The organism is Deinococcus planocerae (assembly GCF_002869765.1).
GTDB classification, from domain to species: domain Bacteria; phylum Deinococcota; class Deinococci; order Deinococcales; family Deinococcaceae; genus Deinococcus; species Deinococcus planocerae.
Genome location: NZ_PNOR01000034.1, coordinates 1 through 25,307 on the forward strand (window position 1 = coordinate 1; position 25,307 = coordinate 25,307).

A 25,307-nucleotide genomic window follows, 5' to 3' on the forward strand; every position below is an offset into this window, starting at 1 on the left:
ACCCCGGGACCGACGCCGCCGGGGCCGACGCGCTGCTCGTGCACGCGGCCCTGGCCCGCTGGCGCGGCGACCTGGAGGCGGCCACCCGGGCGGTCAGCGACCCCCGCACCGCGCACGGCGGGGCCCGCGCCCACCTCTGGCGGGGGCTGATCGCCAAGGACGCCGGGCGCTGGGGCGAAGCCCTGCACCACCTCCACCTCGTCCCCGCCGCCAGCCCGCTGCTCTCCGCCCGCGCCCGCTACCAGGAGGGCGACCTGCGGCTGCGCCTGGGCCAGCCTGCCGCCGCGCTGGAGGCCCTGCAAAGCGCCGCCGCCCGCCTGGAGGCTGCCGGGGGCACCCCCGAGGAACGCGCCCGGGCGCTCGCCCGCGCCGGAACGGCCCTGCGCCGCCTGGGGCTCCCCGCGCAGGGCTGGGAGCATCTGGAGCAGGCCCTCGCGCTCCTGCCGAACGGCGGGGGAGGAGGGCGGGGCGACGCGGTGCTGCGCGCACGCCTGCTGAGCGAGGGGGTGCCCGTCCTGCTCGCCCTGGGACGGCCCGACGCGGCCCTCGCGGACGCCTCGCGTGCCCTGGCCCTGCTCACCCGCCCCGGCCCCCGCCGCCCCGAGGCCGGGTACCGCACCCGCCGCACCGCCTACCGGGTCGCGCTCGCCTACCTCACCCGCGGGGTGGGCCTGCCCTACCTCCAACCCTTCGCCGGGCCGCGCCGCGACCACCCCGACCTCGCCCACGCCCGCGCCCTGCTCGACGTGCAGCTTACCCACACCGAGGGCACGAGCGACCGCGAGCAGGTCCTCGCCTTCGACCTGCGCCTGAGCCGCGCCCTCGCCGACCCCGACCCGCGCGCCGCCCTGGAATACGCCGAGCGTGCCCTGGGCATGACCGACCACCCCTACGCGGAGGCCCAGGCCCGCGCCATCCGCGCCGAGACCTTGCTGCGGGCGGGGGAGGGGGAGGCGGCCCTGGCCGAGATCAACCGCGCCCACGCCCTCGTGCGCCGGGTGCAACTCGGCCTGCCGGGGACCCACGCGCCCGACCCCGGGCTCACCGCCCAGCTCCTCGCGCTGGAGGCCCGAGTCACCGCCCGCGACGGAGCGAGGATGGTGGCGTGGCTGCGCGACGCTCTGAACGACCCCACCCTCACCCCCTTCCGGCCCGGGGTGTGGCGGGGGGCGGGCCGGGCGCTGGAAGATGGGCACCCGCGTCCGGGGGACGTGCTGAGAACGCTGCACCCCGGCTGGGAGAGCGGCCTCCTGCGGGTGCGTGACGCACTGGTTCTCCTCGAAACCGGGCCGGAAGGTTAACCCGGGGCCCCGTCCCTTTTCCTCGGAGCGGGTATGCTGGGGCGCGATGAGCACCTCCTACGCCCACGGCGGAGGCCGCGCCGCCGTGAGACTGCTTCAGGGTTACGTCTGGCACCCGGCGGACGCCGACGTGGACCTGGAACACTACCTGCCCCACGACCTCGACGAGGCGCACGTGTTGTGGGATCAGGTCACGCCGCCCTTCGCCTTTTTCGAGAACGGCCAGCCGACCGCCGGGCAGACCTTCTACCAGTTCACGGTCCTGCGCGTGTACGACGACAAACCCGGCGGAGACGCCCTGCACGGCGACGCCGAGACCGCCAGCCAGGCCCTCGGCCCCCTGCTGGACGCCACCCCCGAGGGCGTGGGCTGGCAGCTCTGGGAGGACCTGCGCGAGCTATGACCCCCGCGAGGGCCCCGTGACCGACTGGCTCGACCTGCGGGTGGAGGGCGACCCCCACCCCCGCCGCTTCGACAGTCCCGCCACCCTCCGCAGCTACCTGGAGCGGGTGGAACGTCTTCCGGCGGAGGCGGTCAGTCTCCTGCTCGAACGCGGCGAGGTCGGCCCGCCCCACGCCCGGCGGAGTTACCGGGTGGAGCCGCTGCGGCCATGAGTGAGGGAGGGCCCCTATGCAGGAGCACGTCACCCTGCCCGAGAGCCCCGACCCGGCCACCCTCGCCGCCCTGCTCGCCACGCCGGGCGGCGCGAGGTTGAGTGCCCGGACCGGAACGGACACGGCGGGCCGTCCCCGCGTCGTCCTGACCGTCGAACACGCCGACCCGGAGGTCGTGGCCGAGACCCGGCAACGGCTCATGCGGGCCTGCCGGGAGCGCGGGGTGCGGGCCTTCGTGGTGTGAGGGCGGTTGGCAGGCGGCTCCTTTTCCAGGGCCTGAACTTGATCCCTGTGATCATTGAAGTGCCGTTCGCCTTTCCAAGTCCTCTTTTCTCTGCCTCTCAATCCCCCCTCCCGCCCTGCGCTAGCCTGCCTCCCATGCTCGACCGTCCCCGTCGTCTGCGCCGCACCGCTGGCCTGCGCGCCCTGACCCGCGAGGTCACGCTCTCCCCACAGCACTTCATCCACCCCATCTTCGTCCACGAGGCGGACACCGAGGACCCCATCGCCACCATGCCGGGCGTGAGCCGCCACAGCGTCCCGGGCGCGGTCGAGCAGGCCAGGATGGCCCGCGACCTCGGCATCCCCAGCGTGATCCTCTTCGGCATCCCCGACCACAAGGACCCCGAAGGTAGCCAGGCGTACGCGGAGGGCGGCGTCATCCAGCGCGCGGCAGCCGCGATCAAGTCAGCCCTGCCCGAGATGGTCGTGGTCGCCGACACCTGCCTGTGCGAGTACACCGACCACGGCCACTGCGGCCCGCTGTGCCAGACGGGGGACGGCGAGTGGACGGTGGACAACGACGCGGCCCTGGGCCTCCTCGCCCGGACCGCCGTGTCCCAGGCCCGGGCGGGCGCCGACATCGTGGCGCCGAGCGCGATGATGGACGGGCAGGTCGGCGCGATCCGCTCGGCCCTCGACGAGGCGGGCTTCTCCCACGTGCCCGTCATGGCCTACGCGGTCAAGTACGCCTCGGCCTACTACGGCCCCTTCCGTGACGCGGCGGGGAGCACCCCCAGTTTCGGTAACCGGGCGTCGTACCAGATGGACCCGGCGGGCGGCGAGCGCGAGGCGCTGCGGGAGGCCAGGCTCGACGCCGAGCAGGGTGCGGACTTCCTGATGGTCAAGCCCGCGCTCGCCTACCTCGACATGGTGCGGCTGCTGCGCGACACCTTCGACCTGCCCCTCGTCGTCTACAACGTCAGCGGCGAGTACGCCCTGATGAAGGCCGCCGCCCAGGCCGGGTACATGGACGAGCGCCGCACCGTGCTCGAAACCCTGACCGGGATGCGCCGCGCCGGGGCCGACGCAATCATCACCTACCACGCGCTCGACGCCGCCCGCTGGCTCCGTGGCGAGTAGAGACGCGCTGTGGAGAGCAAGAGGGGCGAAGGGCCGCCCCTGAGCCTGGGGCCACCAAACCTCGACCGTTCAAGAAAGGAATCCAGAGTGACGAGCGAGACGTACCCCATTCGGGTGGACTGGGTGGAGACGGGGTTGTGGCCGGGTCGCCTGGGATTGACCTTCGCCCCGGGCAAGAAGGGCGCGAGCGTGCTTCAGGCGGGCGTGATCCACGACCGCGACCTGGGCGCCGACCTGGGCGGACTCGCCCGGGAGGGGGTGCAGATCATCGCGCCCCTGATCGAGGACCACGAGTTCGAGCTGCTCGGCATCTCCGAGTACCACCGGCTGGTCGAGGAACACGGCCTGACCGTCCTCGCCTGCCCGATCCGGGACCGCGACGTGCCGGGGGACCTGGGCGGCTTCGGCGCGTTCCTCGACGAGCTGATGGACGCCCTGCTCGACGGGCGCCGGGTGGTCGTCCACTGCCGGGGCGGGCTGGGCCGGGCGGGGCTCACCGCCGCCTGCCTCCTCGTTCAGGCGGGGATGCCGCCCGAGCAGGCCATCGAGCGTGTTCGGGCGGCCCGCCCTGGCGCCATCGAGACCGAGGCCCAGGCCGGGTTCGTCTACGACTTCGCCCGCCGCTGACTTCCCGCAGGAGGCCTCGCCGTGATCACCGTCGCCAACCGCATCTACGTCAATCCCGCGTACCACGACCAGTTCGAGGCCAGATTTCGCGAGCGCGCGGGGTGGGTGGATGGGATGCGTCCGGCTTCGTCGCCAACCACGTCCTGCGGCCCACGAAAAAGGGCGAGCCCTTCATCGTCCTGACCTTCTGGGAGTCGCGCGAAACGTTCGAGGCGTGGACGACCTCCGACGCCTTCCGACAAGGGCACGCTGCCGAAGGACGCCTTCACCGGGCCGAACGTGCTGGAGATTCATGAGGTCGTCCAGAGCGGCGGGCCGCGCTGAGGGCATCTGCCGCTCACCGACCCGTCAGCCACGCCGCCTACACTGAGGACATGATGAAAGCGACGCTGGCCTGCCTGAGCATCGCCGCGCTTCTCGGCTCGTGTGCCCCGGCCCTGAACCCGCCCGTCACGGGCCGCATCGTCAACGCCACGAACGGACAGGAGGGGACCGTGACCTTCTCGCCCGGTGCCCTGACCACCCGGACAGGTGATGCCCTGGGGGACAACAACACGACCATCCAGATCGGCGGCCAGACGTACGGGGGCCGCACCGTCCTGCTCGATGCCTCGACCACCGTGACCGTCCGCCCCGCCGTGGACGTGGGCTTCGGCTTCGGCACGGGCCTGTATGCCGACCCCTTCTTCGGCACGCGGGTGGGCACCACGACCCAGACGCGCGCGGGCCTGCGCACGGGCAACCTGATCGCCCGGTCCTTCGCGGCGCCCAACCGCACGATCACCTGTACCCTCCAGGTCAACGAGACTTACCGCGGAATCGGCGACTGCACGGGAAGCGACGGGGCGCGCTACGCCTTGCAGTTCTAAGGGAAGCGCTCAGCCGTCAGGGGTCAGCCGGGGAAGGCGCCTCTGACGGCTCTGCCGTTGGGCCGACCCTCAGCGTGCCGCCCGCATCAGCCGCCAGCCTAAGAGGGCCATCACCGCGCCCCAAGCGAGGTACCCGAGGTCGTAGGCGAGCCAGGAAGGCCCCGGGCGGACGTGGTGGATGCCCAGAATCTGGTGGTCGATCAGCCCCTCGACCACGTTGAACACCCCCCAGCCGAAGAGCAGGGTTCCGAGAAAGGCGGAGGTGCGCCACGTCGCGCGGCTGGCCCGCAGGCCGCTCCAGAGCAGGAACGTGCCGACCACGGTGAAGACCCAGTTCAGGCTGTGGAAGAGGCCGTCGCCCAGGGTGTTGATTCGCAGGTTCTGGACCGTGTTCGGCGGGTACGGCTCGCTCACCATGTGGTGCCACTGAAGGAGCTGGTGCAGCACGATCCCGTCGAAGAAGCCGCCCAGCCCCAGCCCGAGCAGCACGCCGCCCGCCATCCAGCGCCTCTGCTGTGCCGCCTGCTCTCCCACATGGCCCCGTGCCCCCAGTACGCTCATCGCTTCCCCCCTCCCCGAACGTTAGGCGAGCGGGAGGGGGCCGAAGGTACGGGCGCTTTCAAACAACCCCGAACTTTGCTCGGTGACAAAGGCAAGAGGCGGAAGCCTGTGCCTCCGCCCCTGTGTTCGTTGCTCTGATCGTCGACTGCTTTCCTTCTGGCCGCCCCCAGCGCGTCCCTACGACTGCTGGTACAGCACCGCGCGCTTGACTTCCTCGATCAGTTGGGTGATCGGGATGTCGCGCGGGCAGGCTTCGGTGCAGTTGTAGGCGGTGCGGCAGCGCCACACACCGGTGTTCTGGTTCATGATGTTCAGGCGCTGGTGGGTCGCCTGGTCGCGGCTGTCGAAGATGAAACGGTGCGCCTGCACGATGGCCGCCGGGCCGAGGTACGAGCCGTTGACCCAGAAGATCGGACAGGAGGTCGTGCAGGCCGCGCACAGGATGCAGTTGCTCGACTGCGCCATCCGCTCGGCGAGTTCGGGCGACTGGAGCCGCTCACCCGCGGGGGGCGGGCTCTCGTTGATGAAGTACGGCATGATCGCGCGGTAGGCGTCGAAGAAGGGCTCCATGTCGGTGAGGAGGTCCTTCTCGACCTTCAGCCCGCGGATGGGCTCGACCGTGAGCGTGCCGCCGTCTTTCACGAGGTCGCGCAAGAGCGTCTTGCAGGCGAGCTGGTTGCGCCCGTTGATCATCATCGCGTCGCTGCCGCAGATGCCGTGCATACACGAACGGCGGAAGGTGAGCGAGGGGTCCACGAACCACTTGACGTAGTTCAGCACGTCGAGCACGCGGTCGGCGGGCTGCGCCTCCACCGGGTAGGTTTCCCAGTGGGCCTTTTTGTCCTTTTCCGGGTTGAACCGCAGAATCTTGACCTTGATGTGCATCGTCGTCGCGTTCGACGAGGCGCCGCTGGTGGGGTAGTACTCGGGCATGTCTTTCCTTTGTCGGGGGCATGTGGCGTGTGGCTTGTCGCTTGTGGAAAAAGAAGGAGCCCTTCTCTACACGCTCCGGTCCACACGCCACGAGCCTTTTAGTACACGCGCGGCTTCGGCTCGAAGGCCCGGGTGTAGCCCTTGAGGGACACGGGCTTGTAGCCGATGATCACGCTGTCGGGATGGCTGAGGTCCTTGTAAGCCATGGTGTGCTTGAGCCAGTTGGCGTCGTCGCGCTCGGTGTAGTCCTCGCGGTCATGGGCGCCGCGCGACTCCTTGCGGTTGAGCGCGCTGGCGGTCGTCGCCTCGGCGCAGTCGAGCATGAAGCCGAGCTCCATCGCCTCGATCAGTTCGCTGTTGTAGCGGACGCTGGGGTCGGCGACCGAGACCCCGGCGTAGCGGGCCTTGAGCTCCTTGATGACCTCGACCTGCCGCTCCATGTCCGGGCCGTTGCGGAAGATGCCGACGTTGTTCATCATCGACTCCTGCAACTCCTTGCGGATCATGGCGGAGTTCTCCTTGCCCGAGGCGTTCTTCAACCTCTCCAGCGTCTCCAGCGTCTCGCGTTCGGGCTGCTCCGGCATCTCGGGGTACTCGACTTGCCGCGCGTACTGCGCCGCGTAGATGCCCGCGCGGCGCCCGAAGACGATCAGGTCGCCTAGCGAGTTCGTGCCCAGGCGGTTGGCCCCGTGCAGCGACACGCACGCCTGCTCGCCCGCCGCGTACAGCCCCTCCACCGAGGTGCCGTTGCCGTCGGCGAGGCACAGCCCGTTGATGTCGGTCGGGATACCGCCCATCGCGTAGTGCGCGGTCGGCTGGATGGGCACGAGGTCCTTGATGGGGTCGAGGCCCAGGTACGTCCGCGCGAGGTCGGTGATCTCCGCGAGCTTTTGCTCGATGGTCTCGCGCGGCAGGTGCGTCAGGTCGAGGTTGATCGCGTCCCGGTCGCGGCCCACGCCCCGGCCTTCCCGGATCTCGGTGATGATCGAGCGCGAGACGATATCGCGCGGCGCGAGGTCCTTGATCGTCGGCGCGTACCGCTCCATGAAGCGCTCGCCGCTCTCGTTGCGCAGGATGCCGCCCTCGCCGCGAATGCCCTCGGTCACCAGGATGCCCAGCTTGGCGAGGCCGGTGGGGTGGAACTGATAGAACTCCATGTCCTCCAGCGGCAGGCCCTTGCGGTAGTAGATGCTCATCAGGTCGCCGGTGAGCGTCAGGGCGTTGGAGGTGATCTTGTAGATGCGCCCGTAGCCGCCCGCCGCCAGGATCACGGCCTTCGCGTGGAAGGTGTGGATCTCACCGGTCGCGAGGTGGTAGGCCACCACGCCGCGGCAGCGCCCCTCCTCGATGATCAGGTCGGTGACGTGGAACTCGTTGTAGAAGTTGGTCCCGGCCTTCACGTTCTGCTGGTAGAGCGTTTGCAGAATCATGTGCCCGGTGCGGTCTTTGGCGTAGCAGCTCCGCTCGACCGCCGCCTTGCCGAACTCGCGGGTGTGGCCGCCGAACTTGCGCTGGGCGATCTTGCCCTCGTCGGTGCGCGAGAAGGGCAGGCCCATGTGCTCGAGTTCGTAGACGGCCTCGATCACGTCCTTGGCGAAAATTTCCGCCGCGTCCTGGTCGGTAAGGTAGTCACCGCCCTTGATCGTGTCGAACATGTGCCATTCCCAGTGGTCCTCGGCGACGTTGCCGAGTGCGGCGCCGACGCCGCCCTGCGCGGCCCCGGTGTGGGAACGGGTGGGGTAGAGCTTGGAGATGCAGGCGACGGACACGCCCCCCTTGGCGGCGTAGAGCGCGGCCATCAGCCCCGCTCCGCCCGCGCCGACCACCAGTACGTCGTAACGATGGTGCATGGACACTTCCTTTAGATGGAGAACAGACCAATCGAGCCGAGCGTGAAGATCACGCCGCTGATCGTGTAGAAGATCGTCTTGACCCACGCGCGGTTGGGGCGGCTTCTCACGTAGTCCTCGATGGAGTAGCGGGCGCCGTTCACCCCGTGCAGCAGCGACAGGGCCAGGATGGTCCAGTCGTAGAACTTCCAGGCGGGCTGCTGGAGCTTGTTCACCACCGCGATGTAGGTGGCGTCGGCCTCGCTGACCTGGATAAAGGTCATGTAGATGTGGCCCAGCACCAAGAAGACCAGGATCAGGCCGCTGATCCGCATGAAGATCCACCAGTTCAGCTCGGCGTTGGAGTGCGCCTGCTGCCGGGCGTCCGTGAAGGTGCGCGCGCGGATCACGCCTCACCCCCGAGCAGGCGGCCAATGACCACGAAGGACGTGTACGCGGTGGCGAGCAGCGTCAAGGCGATAACCCCCCAGAACATCTGCCGCTGATAGAGCACGCCCATACCGGTAAAGTCCATCACGATGATGCGCAGGCCATTGAGGGAGTGGTACACCACCCCCGCCGTGACCGCGATGAGGCCCAGGCTGAAGATCGGCAACTCGTAGGTGTGGTGCACCGCCATATAGGCCTGCTCGCCGAACATGAACAGGCTGATGCTGATGACGTGAACGAGCAGGTAGGCCAGGATCGCCAGCCCGGACAGGCGGTGAAGCACCCACGCCCACTGCCCCTCTCTTCCTCGGTACATTCCTCTTCCTCCTCTTGCTCCCCCGCGCCCGCCGACCCCCGCCGCTTTTTCCGGTGAGGGTCGGCGGGCGCCAAACCGCTTGCTTGCCGTGTGGGTGAAGCTTCACGCCACCTGTTCAGACGCTCCCCAGGATACCACCCCGGCCCACTTCCCTTGCGGCGGGCATTCCACTCGGATGGACGCGCCGTGTCACTTCGTGAGTGAAGTTCCAATAAAGGCGGAGCCCGCCTCACAGTGTGGGACGTTCGCCCCGCGGCGCGGGCAGGGGCGGCCCTCTTCACCGCCGCGCCGCCATTCGCGCTAGGGTGCGGGCATGACGCAGAGCGGTGCGCCCACCCCGCCCCCCCCTCCCCCCAACGAGGCCGAGTACGCCCGCAAACTCGCCCTCGCTATCCTGGGCACCCTGCAATCGAAGGGGCTGCTGAGCGCCGCCGAGGTGGACTCCATCCTCATCGCCGCCCGCCGGGCCGCCCAGGGCCAGGGCCTCCCCGCCCCGGCGTCACCCGCCCAGGCCCCCGAGTCCCGCCCGGCGCCCACTCCCTTTCAGGTCACGGTGCAGCCCGCCCCGCCGCCGGGCAACCTCACGTGGCGCACCACGCCCCCGCCCGAGAGGTCGGACAAGGAAGTGGAGAAAGAGAAGACGGACGGGGAGGCCCCACCCGTCATCGACATGCAACTCGACTGACCGTCAGCCTTCCCGGGCCTGCGTTCTAGCCGTCAGTTCCGGCGCGCCTGTGCCCGGCCCGGCCAGTTGGCGAGGGCCGCCCCCGCGAGGATGACGAGGGCCCCCAGCCACACCGCGGCGGGCAGGCGTTCGTGCAGCACGGCGGCGCTGAGGACGAGCGCCACGGCGGGGGCGAGGGTGTTCCACACGCTCGTGCGGGCCGCCCCGAGCACCCGCGCCCCGTTGGCCCAGGCGACGTAGGCGACCACGTTCGCCCCCAGGGCGCTGAGCGCCACCCCCCCCCACGCCAGCGGGGACACGCCGACCGGCGCCGGGACGTGCGGCAGCGCCCACGCCACGTACGGCAAGCACCCCAGCGCGAGGCTGAAGGCCACGAAGGGCAGCGCCCCCAGCCGCTCGGTGAGGGGTCTGTTCCAGAGGGTGTAGAGCGCCCACGCCGCCGCCGCCCCCAGGACCCACGCGAGGCCGCCCGGCGTGACCGCCGCCCCCGGTTGCAGCGTCACGGCGAGGAGCCCCACGAGCCCCAGGGAGGCGAGCGCGGCCCCCGCTCCCTGCCGCCACCCCACCCGCTGGCCGAGCAGCAGCCCCAGCGGCAGGACGAGCACGGGCACGACGCCGCTCACCAGCCCCGCCACCCCCGCCGGATTCGCGTGGATGCCCGTCAGAAAAAAGGCCTGGAACACCGAGTTCCCCAGCAGGCCCACGAGCGCCACCTGTCCCCAGGTGCGGGCGTCCCAGCGCGGCCAGCCGTGCGAGCGGACCGCGAGCGTGACCAGCACCCCCCCCGCGATCAGGAAGCGCCCCAGGTTGATCGTCTCGGCGTTGAGATGGCGCAGGAGCAGCTTGAGGAGCACGACGTTCGACCCCCACAAGACCACGGTCAGGAGCACGCCCGCGAGCGCCAGCCCCGTTCGCGGCGGGGCGGCCCGGGCCAGGGGCGGGGTGAGCGGCTCGGAGGTCACGCGACCGAGCATACGCCGCCGGGGTCTCCGGGGGTCCGGGCGGACGGGACGCCGGAGCACGGCGGGGGGGGCGCAGGCTCCGGCGCCCACGCCCCCCCACCTTTCCCGCCTCAGAACTCGACGGTCTCGTTCGTCCCCAGGTCGGTCGCGGCCTTGCCCGTGACGGCGGCGCGCGCCTGCGCGAAGAGGTTTTTGATCTTGCCGTCGCTGCCCCAGTACTCGCCGCCCTGCGCCTCGATCTTCACGAGCTGGAGGCTGGGGTCGTCGATCCCGCCCGGGAAGTAGGCCTGGTAGGCGTCGCTCCAGAGTTCTTCGAGCTTGGCGCGGTCCTCCACGAGCTGCGCCGCCCCGCTGATGCTGACGTAGGCGCCCTTGCCGTGGTCGACGTAGGCGACGCCCACCTGCGGGCGCGCCGCCATGCACCGCACCTGCTTGGTGTCCTTGCCGCCCAGGAACCACACGTCCCCGTCGAACTCCGCCTGCCGGGTCGTCATGGGGTGGGCCTGGAGGTGCCCCTCGTCGGTCACCACCGTGAGGATGGCGATGGGCACGTTCTTCATGACCTCGGTCATGGCCTGGATCGTCTCTTCGCGGCTGAGATGGCTTTGCTCGGGCGTGTTGACCTGACTCATGGGCCGAGCTTGGCACGCCCCTTTTCGCCCACTCTGGGGGCACGGGCACCGTCTAAAGGTTCCCGTCACGTTGGGTGAGGCTTCAGGTCGTGGCCCGGCGGTGCGCCGCGTCGGGCACGTTGCGCACGAGCACCACCCCCGCCAGGAAGAACAGCGCGGCGATCCCGAAGACGAGGGTGTAGCCCAGGTTTCCGCCCTGCGCGTTCCCCCAGTCGAGGAGGGCCCCCTGCGGCGCGCTCGTCATCTGCGGCGCCACGAAGGCGACGTGCCAGATGCCCATGTCGCGGGCGTAGCTGCTCGCGCTGGGCATCGCGTCGCTGCCAAGCGCCCAGTCCACGCTCGTAAACGCCCCGAAGCCCAGCCCGAAGGCCACCGCGAGGACGAGCGCCACGGGGTAACTCGGCGCGACGAGCAGCCCCAGCGCGGCGGCGGCCATCACCCCGCCCGCCACGTAGATCACCGGCTTGCGCCCGATGCGGTCGCTGATCCGCCCCCCCACGAGCGCCGAGGCGATGCTCCCCGCGATGATGCACACGAGCATCACGCTGGTGCTCGTCCCCGCGTCGCGCTGCCCGAGTACGTCCGCGTTGTAAAACTGCAAGAAGGGCTGCACGCTGTACTGGCCGAGCGCGAAGAGCACCCGCGTCACGAACACCCAGAAAAAGGGCTGGTGCGCGAAGAGTTCCCGCCAGGAGAGGGTCGGCCCCCCCGCCGCCTGGGGGGCGGGCCCCGCCGTCTCCGGCACCCCGCGCAGGGTGATCAGCGCCGGGATCAGCAGCACGGCGGCGATCAGGGCGAAGGAGACGATCACCGGCAACTTGAGGAGACCGATCACGAACGCGGCGACCGCGCCGAGGAGTTGCCCGACCGCCTGAAGCATCGCCATCACGCCGCTGTAACGCCCGCGCTCCCCCGGCGCCACGAGCTGCGGAATCAGGGCGCTGTAGGGCGCCGTCGCGTAGTTGTTGCCGAACTGCACGAGGACAAAGCCCAGCACGTACACCCAGAAGCCGCCCAAGCCGCTCAGCGAGGTCGCCGCGAAGGCCATCACCGCCAGGCCCGCGAGGTTGACCCCCACCCCTAGGCGGATATAGGGCACCCGCCGCCCCGTGCGGTCGCTGTGGGCCCCGACCAGAGGCGGCAACACGAGGGCGATCAGGGCGCCGACGAGGAGCAGGACGCCGAGGTAGGTGCCCTTCTGCCCCTCGCCTACGAAGCGCACGACGTTGGCGGGCAGCAGGATCAACAGCAGCAGCAGCCAGTGGAAGGCCGTGCCGAACCAGAAGGCGGACAGCACCCACGGGCTGACGCGCGGGGACGCGGGGGAGAGGCTCGTCATCTGGGGCGAGTATAGTCGCGTCTTCATCGGCCTTTTACGTATCCGGGCAGGTGTGGGGAGCGCAGCAATTCGGCGGCGAGGACGCGCGTCAGACTGCCTGCCATGAACCTCGAAGACGCCCTCCTCGCCTTCCGCGCCGCCTTCCACTACGACCACCCCGAGGGCCTGAAGATCGAGCCCCGGGTCGAGGGCCAGACCCTGCGCGTCGAGGTGCGCCACCAGGACGTGAACGCCCTGCGCGGCTTCGACGTGGTGGCCCAGCCCCTGGAGACCGAGGAGCGCGACGCCGTGCAGCTCGGCGAGGACGTGGCCCGCGTGGTCGAGCAGGAACTGATGTACGGCCAGCTCCCCGGCCAGCACGAGGACGGATCGTTCAAGCGCGTCGTGGTCTGAGCGCCGCAGGGAAGGGGGAGCGGGGCCCCGTGCGGCTCCGCTCTTCTTTCATTTGCCCCGAGCACGAGGAGACCGAAAGGCCGTCCCCCGAGTGAAGCTAAGGGGTCTGCTCCGTTGCCCTCAGCCTGACAGCGTGTTGCTGCCCACTGAGTTGATCTGCGTCTGAACCCACCTCACGCTCGGTCCGGCAACCCGTCCCAGAAGCCTTGCAGGTCGGAGGCGAGGGGCACCTCCGCGACGAACTGGGTGCCTCCCCAGGGGAAGGCGATTCGCGCGGCGTGGAGCGCCTGCCGGGGCAGCAGGAGCCGCGCCGTCAGCTCCGGCGTCTGCCCCGCCTCCATGAAGTCGAGAAAGGCCTGCGGGTCGCGCCCGTAGATCTTGTCCCCGACCATCGGCAGCCCGAGGTGCGCGAGGTGCGCCCGAATCTGGTGCAGGCGTCCCGAGCGCGGATACGCCTCGATCATGGCGAAGCCCGCCCGCCGTCCCACCACCCGGAAGTCGGTGACGGCGGGCCGCCCGTTCGGCACGACCGCCTGCCGGATCGCCACCCGGTTCGCCCCGCCCAGCCCCAGGTCGCCCAGCGGCGCGTCGAGCGTGCGCCGCTCCCACTCCGGCCCCCCGTGGACGACGGCGAGGTACGTCTTGCCGACGATGTGTTCCTTGAAGAGGGTGAAAAAGCGCCGCGCGGCGTCGGGGTCACGGCTCAGGAGTTGCGCCCCGCTCGTCTCCCGGTCGAGGCGGTGGGGTGGCGCGAGGCCTTGCTCTCCCGTCTCCGCCCGCAGGAAGGTCAGCACGTCGGGCACGTCCACCCGGGCCCGTACCGGATGGGTCAGCCACAGCGCGGGCTTGTGGACCACGTAAAAGTCGGGGTGCTCGACGACGACGCGCGGCCTCTCGGTGGGCGGCAGGAGGGGGGCGCGGGACATGGGGAGGGTCACCCTCAGACCTCCCACACCGAGTGGTAAGGGCGGTTTTTCAAGCGGGCGGCGAGGTCCATCCCGCGCTCGACCGTCCGCGTCAGCCGTTCCGCGAGCCACTCGCCCGGCACCCCGTCCGCCGCCCACTCGGCGGAGGTGGCGTAGGCGAAGTGCGGATTGACCACGCAACGGAAGTCCGTCATCAGCCCGAAGGCGAGGGCCCCGTGGCTGAGGTAGCCGTGATTCAACCCGCCCGACACCAGAAACGTGACGGGTCGGTCAAACCACGCGCCGTGCAGCCCGCGCTCGGGGTCGGTGCTGCCCGTGAGTTCCACGAGGTTCTTCACCCCCGCCCCCAGCCCCCAGTTGTACACGGGCACGCCGAGAAACACGCCGTCCGCCTCCCGGATCGCCCGGTGGTACAGCTCGGCGTTGGGGTGCGTGTAGCAGGCGTCGTTGTCGAAGAGGGGCAGCGGCGTCTCGCGCAGGTCGAGGAGGGTGACCGTGTGCTCCTCCTCGCGGAGCTGCGCCGCCGCCAGCCCGGTCATCCAGCGGCTGCGGCTGACAGGATCGAGGCTGGTCGAGAGCACGGTGAGGCGCAGCGGCGGGGTCACGCGGGGCAGGGTAGCAGGGGAGGGGCCGCCCCACCGGAGGGCTTCACGCTTTCGCCTGCCTCGGCGGGACCAGGCCCGTGCTGAACGGGAGGGGGAGTGGGGCAGGCATTTCGCAAGTCTCCCTAAGCCACCCGGCGCACGTTCCTGCCGGGGGGGCGTTGTTATGCTCCGCACGTGCCGTTCGACGCCCGCGCCCTGTCCGCCCTCGACTTCCCCCGCATCCGCGACGCCCTCGCCGAGCGCAGCGCCACGCCCTTGGGGGTGGAGCGGGCGCACTCGCTCATGCCGTCGGAGGACGCGGGCCGCGTCGCCCGGGAGCTGGGCGAGGTCGAAGACGCCCTCTTCGGCGTCAGTCTCTCGCTGGGCGGGATTCAGGACCTGCGCGACCTGTACGCGCGGGCGGTGGAGGGCCGGGTGCTCGCCGGGCAAGAACTCCTGAACGCCGCCTACTCCCTCGACGCCGCGATGAGCGTCAAGCGGGCGATAGGTGCCAATTCGCGGGGCCCGCTGCGCGAGGTGGCCCTCGGGCTCGGCGACCACGGCGAGTTCGTGCGCCGGGTGCTCGGCTCGCTCGACCGCGACGGCGCCGTGCGCGACGACGCGAGCCACCGCCTGCGTGACCTGCGCCGCCGCATCGAGCCGCTGCGCGGGCGCATCCGCGAGCGGCTGGCCGCCACCCTCGACCGCTGGGCGGACGTGCTTCAGGAGCACATCGTCACCATCCGCCGCGACCGCTATGTCCTCCCCGTACAGGCGAGCCGGGTGGGGCAGGTTCAGGGCATCATCGTGGACGCCTCGGCGACCGGGCAGACGTATTTCGTCGAGCCCGCGACCGTCACGCCCCTGAACAACGAACTCGCCCGGTTGATCCTCGACGAGGAGGCGGAGGTCCGCCGCATCCTCACCGAACTCTCGGGCCTGCTCGCCTCCGACGCCGAGGTGCCCATGACCCTGGCGACCATAGGCGAACTCGACCTGATCGCCGCAAAGGCGCGGCTGGCGCGTGACTGGCGGCTCAACCGCCCTGAGCCCGCGCACGACCACACCTACGAGTTGCGGGAGGCTCGCCACCCCCTGATCGAGAATCCGGTCCCCAACGACCTCGAACTCGGCGAGACGAAGATGCTCCTGATCACCGGGCCGAACATGGGCGGCAAGACGGCGACCCTCAAGACGCTCGGCCTCGCCGTCCTGATGCACCAGTGCGGGATGTACGTGGCGGCGTCGGGGGCGCGGCTCCCCGTCGTGCGCGACGTGCTGGTCGATATCGGCGACGAGCAGAGCATCGAGGCCAGCCTCTCGACCTTCGCCTCCCACCTCAAGCACCTGCGCTTCGTCCTGCGGCACGCCTCCCCCGACACCCTCGTCCTGATCGACGAGCTGGGCAGCGGCACCGACCCCGGTGAGGGCGCCGCCCTCGCCCAGGCCCTGATCGAGACCCTGCTCGCCCAGGACGCGCGGGGCGTCATCACCAGCCACCTCTCGCCGCTGAAACTCTTCGCGCTGGAGACGCCCGGCCTCAAGAACGCGAGCATGGGCTTCGACCTGGAGGCCCTGGCGCCCACCTACCAGCTTCAGGTCGGGCAGCCGGGCCGCTCGTACGCGCTCGCCATCGCCCGGCGGATGGGGTTGCCGGAGGACGTGCTGGGCCGCGCCGAGAGCCTGCTCGGCCCCGATGCGGGGCTGATGGAGCGGATGTTGGAAGGGCTGGAGCGTGAGCGGGCCGACCTCGCCACGCAGCTCGACACCGCCGACGCCGCCCGCCGCGAGGCCGAGGCCGAACTCGCCCGCGTGCGCCAGGAACGCGAGACGCTGGAACGCCGCCGCAACGAGATGCTCGCGGAAGCCGCCCAGAAGGCCGAGAGCCTGTACGCCGACGCCATCGAGCGCGTCCGCAGCCTGCGCGCCCGCGCCCAGGAGGACAGCGCCCGCCCCCGGGTGATGCAGGAACTCCGCGAGCTGCGCTCCGCCGCCCAGAAAGCCCGCCCCGCCCCACCGCCCGCCCGCGAGGACCGGGGCGACCCCATCCGCGTGGGCAGCCGGGTGGACGTGCCCGCCTACGGGGCGACCGGACAGGTGCTGGAGATGCGCGGCGACGACCTCGTGGTGCAGCTCGGCGTGATGAAGGTCGGCGTCAGGCGGCGCGACGTCCGTCTTCAGCCCGAGGCGAAACCCAAGGTGGTCCGCACCGGTTTTGGCGGCACCGCGCCCGCCAGCTTCGAGAAGGAACTCCAGTTGCGCGGCCTGGGCGCCGAGGAGGCGGTCGAGGAACTCCGCACCGCGATCACCGAGGCGCACGCCCTCAAGGAGACCCCCCTGCGCGTCGTCCACGGCAAGGGCCAGGGCGTCCTGCGCCGTCTGTTGCGCGACTACCTCAAGACCGACAAGCGCGTGGATAGCTTCCACGACGCCGAGGCCAACCAGGGCGGCCACGGGGTCACCATCGTCAACGTGCGGGTCTGAGGGGCCCAGTCAGGAGAGCGTCAGAGAGGGGTGGAAGCCGACTATTTTCTGTGAAGTTCCTTGCACAGCCACGGTGTCTGTCTAGACCGTCGCCCGGCCTCTTCTAGGGTTGCCCCTCACGATGCTGGGGTGGTTCACCGTCTTCCTCGCTTCCTGAAGGCTGGGGCCGTCGCGCTGGCGCTGAGCCCGTCTGCCGTCGCTGCTGCCCAGCCGGGGCCCCCGGCGTTCGGCGGGTTTCATCTGCCCGCGAACTACCTGTCGCGCTTCTCGACCACCGAGCTGCTCGCCTCGAACGAGGTGGGGTTCGGGGTGCGGTATTTTCCGCTTCCCCTGAGCCAGGACATCCGGGTCACGCTCGCCCGGCAGCCGCAGTACTGGGAGTACAACGTCAGCACGCGATTGAGTGAGACGACCTTCGCCGTGGGGGTCTTCAACAACGGCTCGGCGGCGGCCTCCGGGATTCCCCGGCTGGAGGTCACGCACGACCCCTTCAAGGGGGTCCAGTTTAGCGGACTACTCCAGGGCAACACGGCCTACTCGCGCTTTACGGGAGGGTACGCCTTCACGGTGGCGGCAGACCGGGTGCGCGTGCTGAACAACGTGGGCGTCGCCTACGACTCCCAGGGCGACCGTGAAGTCGTGGCGCCCTACACCCAGACCCAGGTCGGCGGGGGGAACGGGCGTTCCCTCGGTCGCCTGAACACCTATTTCAGCTCCACGGCACGCGTCTTCACCTTCCCGGTGCAGCGGCAGGCACAGGGCAGCATCGACCTCTACGCCGCCGCCAACATCACACCCACCACGGGGCTCACCTTCGACGGCTCGCACCTGGAGCGCTTCGCGGTGGGGAAGGTGCCCGTGGACGACCTGAACTTCGCCCGTTATCAGGAGTCCAACTTCAGCGTGACCTACCGCCTGCCCGCCGCGCGGACGCCGCCCGCCTTCACCCTGGGCGCCGTGCGGACCCGCGTGACCCGCGACTGGACGAGCGACTACACCTACCTGCGCAACGACGTCCTCTTCCGGGTGGAGGCCCTGCCCACGCTGATCGGGCCCAGCATCGGCTACCAGTGGTCGCCCGAGGGCACCCCCAATCGCTGGCTGATCAGCCTTTCCTTCCTGCCGAAGTAAACGCTTCCCCAGGCCTAGAGGGGGACGGTCGTGTGGGGCCGTTCCCCCTCACTTCATCGACGCCGAGCGCTTCTCCAGGATGGTGGGTGGGGGAGGGATTGCCCCCGCCACGCCCTGACCGCGCCGTCACCTCCGCGTTGCCGCCGAAACGGGGCTGTGGCAGAATGCTGGGCAATTCCCAGCACCCCTTTCCCCTTTTCTCACACACTTGAAGTGGAGGCCGCAGTGGTACACGCGACGAGACAGGTCAGACTCACCCGCGAGGGGTACGCCCGCCTGGAGCGCACCCTGGAGCAGGAGCAGCGGCGCCTCGCGGAGGCGACCCGCATCCTGCAAGAGCAGATGGAGACGAGCGCCGACAACGAGGACACCGGTCTGGAAGACGCCAAGCGCGAGAAGATGGGGATCGAGGCCCGCATCGAGGAGCTCGAAGACACCCTTGCCCGCGCCTCGATCATCGAGGATCACGGGCAGGACGACCAGATCACGCTGGGCGCGGTGGTCGCCCTCGCCAACGAGACGACGGGCAAGGACATGCGCGTGCAGGTCGTCAGCGTGCCTGAGGCGGCGGTCTTGGGCGGCAGCGTCCCGCGCATCAGCGAGGACAGCCCGGTGGGCCGCGCGATGATGGGCCGCAAGGTGGGCGACTCCTTCGTCGTGAACCTCGGCAACGGCAAGCAGGTCAAGTACCGGGTCAAGACCGTCGAGTATTGAAGGGCGAAGGCGGAAGGCAGAAGGCGCCGGGATGGCCTTCTGCCTTCCACCTTCTGCCTCCTATACTCCCCCTCATGCCTGGCGACGCCTCCACTCCCGACCCCCGCCGCGAGGGCCTGCACGAGCAGACCGTCAGCCGCCTGAACAACCTCCAGGCCTGGCGCGAGGCGGGGCTCGAGCCCTTCCCGTACCGCTTCTCCCAGACCCATCACGCCCGCGACGTGATCAAGGCCCACCCGCCGGACGACGAGGGCAGGTTGGAACCCGGGCAGGAGTGGCCGGAGGAGACCTACTCGCTCGCGGGCCGCGTCACCCTGCTGCGCCACATGGGCAAGGCCGCTTTCGCCGACCTGGGGGACGAGGACGGGCGGATTCAGCTCCACTTCAGCAAGGGGGACACGGAGCAGTTCGAGGCCACCAAGCGGATCGACCTCGGCGACATCATCGGCGTGACGGGCTTTCCCTTCGTCACGCGGACGGGGCAGCTCACCCTGCGGGTGAAGTCGTGGCAGCCCCTCGTCAAGAGCCTGCACCCCCTCCCCAGCAAGTTCCACGGGTTGCAGGACGAGGAACTGCGCGCCCGCCGCCGCTACCTAGACCTGATGGTGAGCTCCGAGCGGCGCGAGGCGTACCGCACCCGTGCCCGCGCCATCGGCTACATCCGCCGTTTCCTCGACGAGCGCGGCTTCCTGGAGGTGGAAGGCCCCACCTTACAGGTCGTGCCGGGCGGCACCGAGGCGCGGCCTTTCAAGACCTTCCACAACGCGCTGGGGCACGAGTTCTCGCTGCGCATCAGCCTGGAGCTGTACCTCAAGCGTCTCCTCGTCGGCGGTTTCGAGCGGGTGTACGAGATCGGGCGCAACTACCGCAACGAGGGCATCGACCGCACCCACAACCCCGAATTCACCATGCTGGAGGCGTACTTCGCCTACGGCGACTACGGGGACATGATGTGCCTCGTCGAGGAGCTGCTCCACGGCCTCGTCACCGAGGTGAAGGGTGAGCCGCGGCTGGCCTACGGGGGCCAGGAGGTGGACTTCAGCCTGCCGTTCAAGCGGCTCGACTTCGTGACGGCGCTGCAACAGGCCGCCGGGCTCGACTTCGACCCCACCGACCTCGCCCGGTTGCGTGCGTGGACCGACGAGCGTCACCCCGAGTTGCGGAAGGTCCCCGACTACAAGCTCCTCGACAAGCTCTTCGGCGAGTACGTGGAGCACACGCTGATCCACCCCACCTTCGTCACCGACGTGCCGCTGGCGATCAGCCCGCTGGTGAAGGCGCACCGCAGCCGCCCGGGTCTCGCGGAGCGCGCCGACCTCTTCGTGGCGGGCTTCGAGCTGGCGCCGATCTACTCCGAGCTCAACGACGCCCTCGACCAGCGCGCCCGCTTCGAGGCGCAGTCCGCCCGACGCGACGCCGGGGACGAGGAGGCCCACGAGCAGGACGAGGACTTCCTGCTCGCCCTGGAGTACGGGATGCCGCCCGCCGCGGGAATGGGGATGGGGATGGACCGCCTGACCATGCTGCTAACCGACAGCGACTCCATCCGCGACGTGCTGCTCTTCCCCCTGCTGCGCCCCGAGGGTCAGGGCCGTTCGGGAGAAGAGGCCGGAGGCGATTCCCCAGAGAGGTGACCCTCCGTGCCGCGATAAGAGCGTCGTGAGGCGGGGCTGGGGGGAGTGACCTCCGGCCCCGTCCACTGTTACCCCTGCGGTAGCGACGTGAATTCGTTTGTTCTTTTGACAAACAAAAACCGATGAGGCAAGATGAGTCCTGTAACAAGACTTCCTGAAGAACGCTTCGCGGGGGCCCCGGCCTCCCGCTCACGCTCCTGACCCGTCGCCCAGCCCCCTGGAGTTCCCGTGCCGTATTCCACGCCTGCCCACGACACGCTCGACCTGGCCGCGATCCGCGCCCGGCACACCTTGCTGTTGCTGGGGCGGCTGTGGCAGGGGGACCGGGCGCGGGTCGACCTGGCGCGGGAGCTGGGCCTGTCGCGCAGCGCGATCAGCTCCATCGTGAGCGAGCTGATGGAGGCGGGGCTGGTGGGCGAGACGGGACCGCGCGCCGCCCGGTGCGGGGGAGGCGGGCAGGCCGGGCGCCGGGCCACGATGCTGGCGCTGAACACCCGCGCGGCCTCCTTGCTCGCGCTCGACCTGGGGGCCAGCCACGTGCGGGTGGATCTGCTCGACCTGCGCTGCCGCACCCTCGCCAGCCGCACCGTCGCGCACGACATCGGGTGCGGCCCGGGTCCGACGTACGCGCTCGCCGCCCGGCTGACCCGCGAGGTGCTCGCCGAGGCGGGCGTGGGCCGCGAGGCGGTGGCGGGGGTGGGGGCGGGGGTGCCCGGCCCGGTGGACCACACGACGGGCGGGGTCGTGCAGCCCCCCAACATGGGCGGCTGGGATGGCGAACGGGTGGCCGCCGGGCTGAGCTCGGCTTTGGGTCTTCCCGCGCTGGTGGACAACGACGCGAACCTCGGGGCGCTGGCGGAGGCCAGATTCGGGGCGCACCGGGGCCAGCCCGACCTGATCTACGTGAAGGCCGCGACCGGCATCGGGGCGGGGGTGATGCTCGGCGGGCGGCTGCACCGCGGCGTGCGGGGCGGCGCGGGCGAGATCGGCCACATCAGCATCAACGAGCGCGGTCCGGTGGGCCGCAGCGGCAACCCCGGCAGCCTGGAGAGCTACGCCGCCGGACAGGTGCTGGTCGAGACGGCCCGCGCCCGCCGCGCCGCCGGGGCGCCGAGCACCCTGCCCCCGGCCCTCACGCTCGGCGACCTCATCGCGGGGGCGGGCAGCGACCCTCTCGCCCGCGAGGTCTGGGCGGAGGCGGGCCACCACCTCGGCGTGGCGATCAGCACGGTGCTCAACCTCTTCAACCCGGGCGCGGTCGTGGTCGGGGGGCGGCTCGCGGGGGCGGGGGCGGTGTTCCTGGACGCCATCCGGGAAAGTGCCCTGAGCCGCACCCTGCGGGTCAACGCGGGGGGCACCCCCATCGAGTTCAGCTCGCTCGGCGCGGACGCCGGGGTCCTCGGCGCGGGGGCGATGCTCCTCGACCAGCTCTTCACGCCCGCCGGGCTGCGCCACCTGGGGCGGATCGCCTCGGTGGGGCGCAGCCCGCCGCCCCCCGCCCGACCGTCTCCCTTCCCCTCGCCGATCCCCTCTTTCTCCCCTGGAGGAACGTTATGAAGAAAGCTCTTTTGATCGCCGCCGCCCTGACCGTGACGGGCACCGCCTCCGCCGCCGGGAAGCTCGAAATCTTCTCGTGGTGGTCCGGGGACGAGGGTCCGGCCCTCGACGCCCTCGTCAAGCTCTACAAGCAGCGCTACCCCACGGTGGCCGTGGACAACGCGACCGTCTCGGGCGGCGCGGGCACGAACGCCAAGGCGGTGCTCAAGACCCGGATGCTCGGCGGCACGCCCCCCGACTCCTTCCAGGTGCACGCCGGGCAGGAACTCATCGGCACCTGGGTCGTGGCGAACCGTATGGAGGACCTCAGCGGCCTCTTCAAGTCCGAGGGCTGGGACAAGGCGTTTCCCAAGGACGTGATCGGGCTGCTCTCCGCGAAGGGCGGCATCTGGAGCGTGCCCGTCAACGTCCACCGCTCGAACGTGATGTGGTACAACCCCGCCAAGCTTAAGGCTTGGGGCGTCACCGCGCCCAAAACCTGGGCCGAGTTCCTGACGACCTGCAACACGCTCAAGGCCAAGGGCGTCGCCGCGCCCCTCGTGGTGGGCGAGAACTGGACCCAGCAGCACCTCTGGGAGAGCGTGATGATCGGCACGCTGGGGGCCCAGGGCTGGCAAAACCTGTGGACCGGCAAGACCAAGTTCACCGACCCCAAGGTCGTGCAGGGCTTCACCACCTTCGGGCGGGTGATGGACTGCGCCAACAAGGACGCCTCCGGCCTGAGCTGGCAGCAGGCTTCTGACCGTATCGCCGACGGCACGAGCGCTTTCAACATTATGGGCGACTGGGCCGCCGGGTACTTCACGACGACCAAGAAGCTCCAGCCCAACACCGGCTTCGGGTTCACGCCCAGCCCCGGCACGAGCGGCACCTTCGTGATGCTCGCCGACTCCTTCGGCCTGCCCAAGGGCGCCAAGAACCGCACCGAGGCGCTGAACTGGCTGAGGCTGATGGGCTCGAAGGCCGGGCAGGACGCCTTCAACCCCCTGAAGGGCTCCATCGCCGCCCGCACCGACTCCGACCTGAGCAAGTACAACACCTACAGCCGCTCGGCTGCCGCCGACTGGAAGCGCAACAAGATCGTGGGCTCGCTCGTCCACGGCGCCGTCGCCCCCGAGAGCTTCATGAGTGCGTTCGGCGCGGTGATCGACCAGTTCGTCGCCAGCAAGAACGCCCAGGGCGCCGCCGCCGCCGCCCAGCAGCTCGCCACCCGCTCGGGCATCGGCCAGTAAAAGACAGGACGCAGGGCGCGGTACGCAGGGCGCGGTGGACTCGACCGCGCACCGCGTACCGCTTCCCGCGTCCCGAACAAGAGGTGAAGCACCCGTGAAAGGCCTCTCCCGCGACCGTCTGTGGTCCATCGCCGTGCTGCTCCCGAGCATCTTGCTGCTCGCGGTGTTCGTGTACGGCTTCATCGCGCGCACGGTGTACGTCAGCCTCACCGACTGGGGCAACGACCCCGCGCAGGCGCTCGCCCTCGACCCCATCATCCGCTGGGTGGGCCTCGCCAACTACCAGGAACTCTTCACCGGCTTCTTGCAGGGCCGCTTCCGGCAGGAACTCGTCAACACCATCTTCTTCACGCTGTTTTTCATCCTGGGCTGCTTGGGTCTGGGGCTGGGCCTCGCGCTCGTGCTCGACCGCAACCCCCGCGGCGAGGGGCTGTGGCGCACGATCTTCCTCTTCCCGATGAGCCTGAGCTTCATCGTGACGGGCACGATCTGGCGCTGGATGCTTCAGCCGCAGGGGGGCGTGAACCAGTTCCCGAACGCGGTCGGCCTGCCCGCCGGACAGTTCAGTTGGCTGAGCAGCACGGACGCCGTGTGGAAGTTCGACTGGAACGCCCTGCCCCTGATCACCGCCTCGGTGGTCGGGCTGGTCCTGATCCTGCTCGCCGTGCGCGCCGCCCGCGCGGGGGACCGCACGCGCGCTATCGTCTCCGGCCTGTGCGCCGCCCTGCTCCTGGGCTGGGCGCTGTTCATTGGCCCGAACGTCCGGCTCCTTCCCGCGCCTGAACTCCACGGCTTCAACCTCGCCCTGATCGGCATCATCATCGCCGCCGTGTGGCAGATGAGCGGGTACACGATGGCGCTCTACCTCGCCGGGCTGCGCGGCATCCCCGAGGAGCTGCGCGAGGCCGCGAAGGTGGACGGGGCGAGCGACTTCGGGATGTACCGCCACGTCATCTTCCCGCTGCTCGCCCCCATCACCCTGAGCGCGATGATCATCCTGGGGCACATCAGCCTCAAGATCTTCGACCTCGTGTACGCGATGACGGGGCCCGACAACACGTACACCTCCGTGCCCGCGCTGAACATGTACCTCACGAGCTTCCGGCAAAACCAGTTCGCGCTCGGCGCGGCCATCGGGACGATCCTGCTCATCCTGGTGGCGTTCGTGATCGTGCCGTACCTGACGAGTTCCTTCCGAGGCGAGGAGGGCCACGCATGACGACCACCGTTCCCACCACCACGGCGAGCCCCGCGCCCGCCTCGCGCCGGTTCGGGCTGAGCCGGGCGGGGCTGTACGCCCTCCTGGTGGTCGCCGCGCTCTTTTTCCTGCTGCCGATCTATCTCCTGATCGCCACCGCCCTCAAGTCGCCCGACGCGATCAACCTCGCCACGACGTGGCAGTGGCCCCGCGCGCTGAACTGGGCGAGTTTCGCCGAGGCGTGGGCTAAGATTGGCGGGAACGTAGGCAACAGCCTGTTTCTAGCCATCGTCGCCACGCTCATCTCCGCGATGATGGGCAGCCTAAACGGCTACGCGCTGTCTAAGTGGAAGTTCCGGGGTGCCAATATCCTCTTTGCCCTGATGCTTTTCGGCATGTTTATCCCGTATCAGGCGGTGCTGATCCCTCTCTTCCAATTTGTACGTTCGATTGGCTGGGAATCTTTTGTTATTCCTGGGTTCAACATCACGGTGCCCGAATTCACCCTGTATGGCTCTATTTGGGCTCTAATTCTCGCGCACGTCGTGTACGGCCTGCCCATCACCACGCTGATCTTCCGCAACTACTACGCCGAGGTGCCCGACGCGCTCGTGGAGGCGGCGACCATCGACGGGGCGGGGTTCTGGAGCATCTACCGTCAGGTGATCTTTCCGCTCAGTGTGCCGGGCTTCGTCGTCGTGATCATCTGGCAGTTCACGCAGGTCTGGAACGAGTTCCTGTTCGCGGCGACCCTGACGAACACGAGTTCGCAGCCCGTCACCTACGCGCTCTCGCAGCTCGCGGGCGGGCAGGCGGTGAGCTGGAACCTGCCGATGGCCGGGGCGATCCTGGCCGCGCTGCCCACGCTGCTCGTGTACATCCTGCTCGGGCGCTACTTCGTGCGTGGTCTGCTCGCCGGGAGCGTGAAGGGGTAGGACCGTTCGTCGTCTCGCGGCACGCCTCTCCCAGTTCGG

Annotated in this window: 26 protein-coding genes and 2 pseudogenes; 18 read left to right on the plus strand and 10 right to left on the minus strand. The window is 70.0% G+C overall.

Annotated features, from left to right (window positions below):
- The 8 genes and pseudogenes from A7B18_RS16640 to A7B18_RS16675 form a co-directional block, all read left to right on the plus strand.
- Positions 1-1,301, plus strand: a pseudogene (locus tag A7B18_RS16640) (hypothetical protein); the annotation flags it as partial.
- Between the two features lie 46 nt (positions 1,302-1,347).
- Positions 1,348-1,704: a DUF3208 domain-containing protein gene (locus A7B18_RS16645; protein ID WP_102127826.1), complete on the plus strand. Its 357-nt coding sequence runs from the start codon at positions 1,348-1,350 to the stop codon at positions 1,702-1,704.
- A gap of 16 nt (positions 1,705-1,720) precedes the next feature.
- Complete coding sequence (locus tag A7B18_RS16650) at positions 1,721-1,915, plus strand: hypothetical protein (protein ID WP_102127827.1); 195 nt, start codon at positions 1,721-1,723, stop codon at positions 1,913-1,915.
- A gap of 16 nt (positions 1,916-1,931) precedes the next feature.
- A complete protein-coding gene (locus A7B18_RS16655; RefSeq protein WP_102127828.1) occupies positions 1,932-2,159 on the plus strand; it encodes a hypothetical protein in 228 nt (75 codons plus the stop codon).
- A gap of 134 nt (positions 2,160-2,293) precedes the next feature.
- Positions 2,294-3,277 (plus strand): porphobilinogen synthase, encoded by a 984-nt coding sequence (gene hemB / locus A7B18_RS16660; protein ID WP_102127829.1) that lies wholly within the window; start codon positions 2,294-2,296, stop codon positions 3,275-3,277.
- A 9-nt stretch (positions 3,278-3,286) separates the two neighbouring features.
- Entirely contained in the window at positions 3,287-3,904 is a 618-nt protein-coding gene (locus A7B18_RS16665; RefSeq protein WP_281260168.1) for a cyclin-dependent kinase inhibitor 3 family protein, read from the plus strand.
- A 21-nt stretch (positions 3,905-3,925) separates the two neighbouring features.
- Positions 3,926-4,228: pseudogene (locus tag A7B18_RS16670) on the plus strand (antibiotic biosynthesis monooxygenase family protein).
- A 50-nt stretch (positions 4,229-4,278) separates the two neighbouring features.
- Positions 4,279-4,773 carry a hypothetical protein gene (locus A7B18_RS16675; protein ID WP_102127830.1) on the plus strand — a complete coding sequence of 165 codons (495 nt, stop codon included), beginning with the start codon at positions 4,279-4,281 and terminating at the stop codon, positions 4,771-4,773.
- 69 nt (positions 4,774-4,842) lie between these two features.
- On the opposite strand, the gene A7B18_RS16680 is transcribed toward A7B18_RS16675, so the two are convergent.
- From A7B18_RS16680 to sdhC, 5 genes are all read right to left on the minus strand, one after another.
- Complete coding sequence (locus A7B18_RS16680; protein ID WP_102127831.1) at positions 4,843-5,334, minus strand: DUF2243 domain-containing protein; 492 nt, start codon at positions 5,332-5,334, stop codon at positions 4,843-4,845.
- A gap of 177 nt (positions 5,335-5,511) precedes the next feature.
- Positions 5,512-6,267, minus strand: a complete 756-nt coding sequence (locus tag A7B18_RS16685) for a succinate dehydrogenase iron-sulfur subunit (protein WP_102127832.1) — start codon at positions 6,265-6,267, stop codon at positions 5,512-5,514.
- Between the two features lie 98 nt (positions 6,268-6,365).
- Positions 6,366-8,117 carry a succinate dehydrogenase flavoprotein subunit gene (gene sdhA, locus A7B18_RS16690; RefSeq protein WP_102127833.1) on the minus strand — a complete coding sequence of 584 codons (1,752 nt, stop codon included), beginning with the start codon at positions 8,115-8,117 and terminating at the stop codon, positions 6,366-6,368.
- A gap of 11 nt (positions 8,118-8,128) precedes the next feature.
- The gene (locus A7B18_RS16695; RefSeq protein WP_102127834.1) at positions 8,129-8,506 is read right to left on the minus strand and encodes a succinate dehydrogenase hydrophobic membrane anchor subunit; all 378 of its coding nucleotides are present in this window, start codon (positions 8,504-8,506) and stop codon (positions 8,129-8,131) included.
- Positions 8,503-8,862, minus strand: a complete 360-nt coding sequence (gene sdhC / locus A7B18_RS16700; protein ID WP_102127835.1) for a succinate dehydrogenase, cytochrome b556 subunit — start codon at positions 8,860-8,862, stop codon at positions 8,503-8,505. The genes A7B18_RS16695 and sdhC overlap by 4 nt, the downstream gene beginning before the upstream one ends.
- Positions 8,863-9,175: 313 nt before the next feature.
- On the opposite strand from sdhC, the gene A7B18_RS16705 reads away from it, so the two are divergent.
- Positions 9,176-9,547, plus strand: coding sequence for a hypothetical protein (locus A7B18_RS16705; protein ID WP_102127836.1), 372 nt, complete (start codon positions 9,176-9,178; stop codon positions 9,545-9,547).
- Positions 9,548-9,579: 32 nt separating this feature from the next.
- Here the strand turns inward: A7B18_RS16705 and A7B18_RS16710 are convergent, their stop codons facing one another.
- The 3 genes from A7B18_RS16710 to A7B18_RS16720 all read right to left on the minus strand — a co-directional run bounded on the left by A7B18_RS16710 (position 9,580) and on the right by A7B18_RS16720 (position 12,480).
- On the minus strand, positions 9,580-10,509 hold the full coding sequence (locus tag A7B18_RS16710) for a DMT family transporter (RefSeq protein ID WP_245872933.1): 930 nt from the start codon (positions 10,507-10,509) through the stop codon (positions 9,580-9,582).
- 110 nt (positions 10,510-10,619) lie between these two features.
- Positions 10,620-11,141 (minus strand): pyridoxamine 5'-phosphate oxidase family protein, encoded by a 522-nt coding sequence (locus tag A7B18_RS16715; RefSeq protein WP_102127838.1) that lies wholly within the window; start codon positions 11,139-11,141, stop codon positions 10,620-10,622.
- Between the two features lie 82 nt (positions 11,142-11,223).
- Entirely contained in the window at positions 11,224-12,480 is a 1,257-nt protein-coding gene (locus tag A7B18_RS16720; RefSeq protein WP_102127839.1) for an MFS transporter, read from the minus strand.
- Positions 12,481-12,582: 102 nt separating this feature from the next.
- Here A7B18_RS16720 and A7B18_RS16725 point away from each other — a divergent pair, with 102 nt between their 5' ends.
- Entirely contained in the window at positions 12,583-12,873 is a 291-nt protein-coding gene (locus A7B18_RS16725) for a hypothetical protein (RefSeq protein ID WP_102127840.1), read from the plus strand.
- A 173-nt stretch (positions 12,874-13,046) separates the two neighbouring features.
- On the opposite strand, the gene A7B18_RS16730 is transcribed toward A7B18_RS16725, so the two are convergent.
- Both A7B18_RS16730 and A7B18_RS16735 read right to left on the minus strand, forming a co-directional pair.
- Positions 13,047-13,799 carry an RluA family pseudouridine synthase gene (locus tag A7B18_RS16730; RefSeq protein WP_102127865.1) on the minus strand — a complete coding sequence of 251 codons (753 nt, stop codon included), beginning with the start codon at positions 13,797-13,799 and terminating at the stop codon, positions 13,047-13,049.
- A 14-nt stretch (positions 13,800-13,813) separates the two neighbouring features.
- Positions 13,814-14,404, minus strand: a complete 591-nt coding sequence (locus A7B18_RS16735; RefSeq protein WP_245872934.1) for an NADPH-dependent FMN reductase — start codon at positions 14,402-14,404, stop codon at positions 13,814-13,816.
- Positions 14,405-14,578: 174 nt separating this feature from the next.
- On the opposite strand from A7B18_RS16735, the gene A7B18_RS16740 reads away from it, so the two are divergent.
- From A7B18_RS16740 to A7B18_RS16775, 8 genes are all read left to right on the plus strand, one after another.
- Positions 14,579-16,867: an endonuclease MutS2 gene (locus A7B18_RS16740; protein ID WP_102127841.1), complete on the plus strand. Its 2,289-nt coding sequence runs from the start codon at positions 14,579-14,581 to the stop codon at positions 16,865-16,867.
- A 129-nt stretch (positions 16,868-16,996) separates the two neighbouring features.
- Positions 16,997-17,998, plus strand: a complete 1,002-nt coding sequence (locus A7B18_RS16745; protein ID WP_245872935.1) for a hypothetical protein — start codon at positions 16,997-16,999, stop codon at positions 17,996-17,998.
- Positions 17,999-18,223: 225 nt separating this feature from the next.
- Positions 18,224-18,712: a GreA/GreB family elongation factor gene (locus tag A7B18_RS16750; RefSeq protein ID WP_102127842.1), complete on the plus strand. Its 489-nt coding sequence runs from the start codon at positions 18,224-18,226 to the stop codon at positions 18,710-18,712.
- Between the two features lie 74 nt (positions 18,713-18,786).
- Positions 18,787-20,346, plus strand: coding sequence for a lysine--tRNA ligase (gene lysS / locus A7B18_RS16755; RefSeq protein ID WP_102127843.1), 1,560 nt, complete (start codon positions 18,787-18,789; stop codon positions 20,344-20,346).
- 228 nt (positions 20,347-20,574) lie between these two features.
- Positions 20,575-21,903 (plus strand): ROK family transcriptional regulator, encoded by a 1,329-nt coding sequence (locus tag A7B18_RS16760; protein ID WP_102127844.1) that lies wholly within the window; start codon positions 20,575-20,577, stop codon positions 21,901-21,903.
- A complete protein-coding gene (locus A7B18_RS16765) occupies positions 21,900-23,135 on the plus strand; it encodes an ABC transporter substrate-binding protein (protein WP_102127845.1) in 1,236 nt (411 codons plus the stop codon). The genes A7B18_RS16760 and A7B18_RS16765 overlap by 4 nt, the downstream gene beginning before the upstream one ends.
- A 94-nt stretch (positions 23,136-23,229) precedes the next feature.
- On the plus strand, positions 23,230-24,354 hold the full coding sequence (locus A7B18_RS16770) for a carbohydrate ABC transporter permease (RefSeq protein ID WP_102127846.1): 1,125 nt from the start codon (positions 23,230-23,232) through the stop codon (positions 24,352-24,354).
- On the plus strand, positions 24,351-25,268 hold the full coding sequence (locus tag A7B18_RS16775; RefSeq protein WP_102127847.1) for a carbohydrate ABC transporter permease: 918 nt from the start codon (positions 24,351-24,353) through the stop codon (positions 25,266-25,268). The genes A7B18_RS16770 and A7B18_RS16775 overlap by 4 nt, the downstream gene beginning before the upstream one ends.
- The last annotated feature ends 39 nt before the right edge of the window (positions 25,269-25,307 follow it).

What these genes read in the sequence shown, in the direction of transcription:
- A7B18_RS16655 (WP_102127828.1), top strand. Translation starts at nt 1,932, where the DNA reads ATGCAGGAGCACGTCACCCTGCCCGAGAGCCCCGACCCGGCCACCCTC.
- hemB (WP_102127829.1), top strand. Translation starts at nt 2,294, where the DNA reads ATGCTCGACCGTCCCCGTCGTCTGCGCCGCACCGCTGGCCTGCGCGCC.
- A7B18_RS16725 (WP_102127840.1), top strand. Translation starts at nt 12,583, where the DNA reads ATGAACCTCGAAGACGCCCTCCTCGCCTTCCGCGCCGCCTTCCACTAC.
- A7B18_RS16680 (WP_102127831.1), bottom strand. Translation starts at nt 5,334, where the DNA reads ATGAGCGTACTGGGGGCACGGGGCCATGTGGGAGAGCAGGCGGCACAG.
- A7B18_RS16645 (WP_102127826.1), top strand. Translation starts at nt 1,348, where the DNA reads ATGAGCACCTCCTACGCCCACGGCGGAGGCCGCGCCGCCGTGAGACTG.
- A7B18_RS16775 (WP_102127847.1), top strand. Translation starts at nt 24,351, where the DNA reads ATGACGACCACCGTTCCCACCACCACGGCGAGCCCCGCGCCCGCCTCG.
- A7B18_RS16705 (WP_102127836.1), top strand. Translation starts at nt 9,176, where the DNA reads ATGACGCAGAGCGGTGCGCCCACCCCGCCCCCCCCTCCCCCCAACGAG.
- A7B18_RS16765 (WP_102127845.1), top strand. Translation starts at nt 21,900, where the DNA reads ATGAAGAAAGCTCTTTTGATCGCCGCCGCCCTGACCGTGACGGGCACC.
- A7B18_RS16720 (WP_102127839.1), bottom strand. Translation starts at nt 12,480, where the DNA reads ATGACGAGCCTCTCCCCCGCGTCCCCGCGCGTCAGCCCGTGGGTGCTG.
- sdhA (WP_102127833.1), bottom strand. Translation starts at nt 8,117, where the DNA reads ATGCACCATCGTTACGACGTACTGGTGGTCGGCGCGGGCGGAGCGGGG.
- A7B18_RS16715 (WP_102127838.1), bottom strand. Translation starts at nt 11,141, where the DNA reads ATGAGTCAGGTCAACACGCCCGAGCAAAGCCATCTCAGCCGCGAAGAG.
- A7B18_RS16730 (WP_102127865.1), bottom strand. Translation starts at nt 13,799, where the DNA reads ATGTCCCGCGCCCCCCTCCTGCCGCCCACCGAGAGGCCGCGCGTCGTC.
- A7B18_RS16675 (WP_102127830.1), top strand. Translation starts at nt 4,279, where the DNA reads ATGATGAAAGCGACGCTGGCCTGCCTGAGCATCGCCGCGCTTCTCGGC.
- lysS (WP_102127843.1), top strand. Translation starts at nt 18,787, where the DNA reads ATGCCTGGCGACGCCTCCACTCCCGACCCCCGCCGCGAGGGCCTGCAC.
- sdhC (WP_102127835.1), bottom strand. Translation starts at nt 8,862, where the DNA reads ATGTACCGAGGAAGAGAGGGGCAGTGGGCGTGGGTGCTTCACCGCCTG.
- A7B18_RS16685 (WP_102127832.1), bottom strand. Translation starts at nt 6,267, where the DNA reads ATGCCCGAGTACTACCCCACCAGCGGCGCCTCGTCGAACGCGACGACG.